The 1,105-nt window shown below is 67.7% G+C and carries 1 protein-coding gene; it reads right to left on the minus strand.

Annotated features, from left to right (window positions below; all coding sequences use genetic code 11):
• A partial coding sequence (locus RJ1_RS44995; RefSeq protein WP_073371176.1) for an aspartate aminotransferase family protein occupies positions 1-1,105 on the minus strand: 1,105 nt, incomplete at both ends.

Consider the following 1,105-nt stretch of genomic DNA (forward strand, 5'->3'; position numbering starts at 1 on the left):
AGAGGAATCCGTGCAGGATCCGTTCGGCCTCGTCGTCGGTGAACGACTCCTTGGTGGCCTTGTCCTTGACCAGTTCGATGCCGTAGAAGAACCCCTCGCCGCGCACGTCCCCGACCATCGGCAGATCGGTCAACTTCTCGAGGGTGGCCCGGAACGCCGGCGCCTGCGCGGCCACATGCGCGTTGAGGCCTTCGCGTTCGAAGATGTCCAGGTTCGCCAGCGCCACCGCCGCGGACACCGGGTGCCCACCGAAGGTGTAGCCGTGGGCGAACATCGACGAACCGTCCGCGAACGGTTCGAACAGCCGGTCCGAGGCGATCATCGCCCCGATCGGTGAATACCCGGAGGTGAGGCCCTTGGCGCAGGTGATGATGTCGGGGACATACCCGAAGTCGTCGCACGCGAACATCGACCCGATCCGGCCAAACGCGCAGATCACCTCGTCCGAGACCAGCAGCACGTCGTAGTCGTCGCAGATCTGCCGGACCCGCTCGAAGTAGCCGGGCGGCGGCGGGAAGCAGCCGCCGGCGTTCTGCACCGGTTCGAGGAAGACGGCGGCGACGGTGTCGGGGCCCTCGAATTCGATGGCCTCGGCGATCCGGTCGGCGGCCCAGATCCCGAACGCGACCGGGTCGGTGTCCAGGGGTGCGGGGGCCCGGTAGATGTTGGTGTTCGGGACCCGGAACGCGCCCGGGGTGAGCGGCTCGAACGGGGCCTTCAGCGCGGGGATGCCGGTGATCGCCAAAGCGCCCTGTGGGGTGCCGTGGTAGGCGATGGAGCGGGAGATGACCTTGTGTTTGCCGGGTTTGCCGACCTTCTTGAAGTACTGTTTCGCCAGTTTCCAGGCGCTTTCGACGGCCTCGCCGCCGCCGGTGGTGAAGAAGACCCGGTTCAGATCGCCGGGGGCGTAGCCGGCGAGGCGTTCGGCGAGTTCGATGGCCGGTGGGGTGGCGTAGGACCAGAGCGGGAAGAACGCCAGCTGTTCGGCCTGCTTGGCGGCGGCCTCGGCCAGTTCGGTGCGGCCGTGTCCGGCCTGGACGACGAACAGTCCGGACAGTCCGTCGAGGTAGCTCTTGCCGTTCGAGTCCCAGATCCGGGCGCCCTC

It is taken from the genome of Rhodococcus jostii NBRC 16295, from assembly GCF_001894825.1.
Lineage (GTDB): Bacteria > Actinomycetota > Actinomycetes > Mycobacteriales > Mycobacteriaceae > Rhodococcus_F > Rhodococcus_F jostii.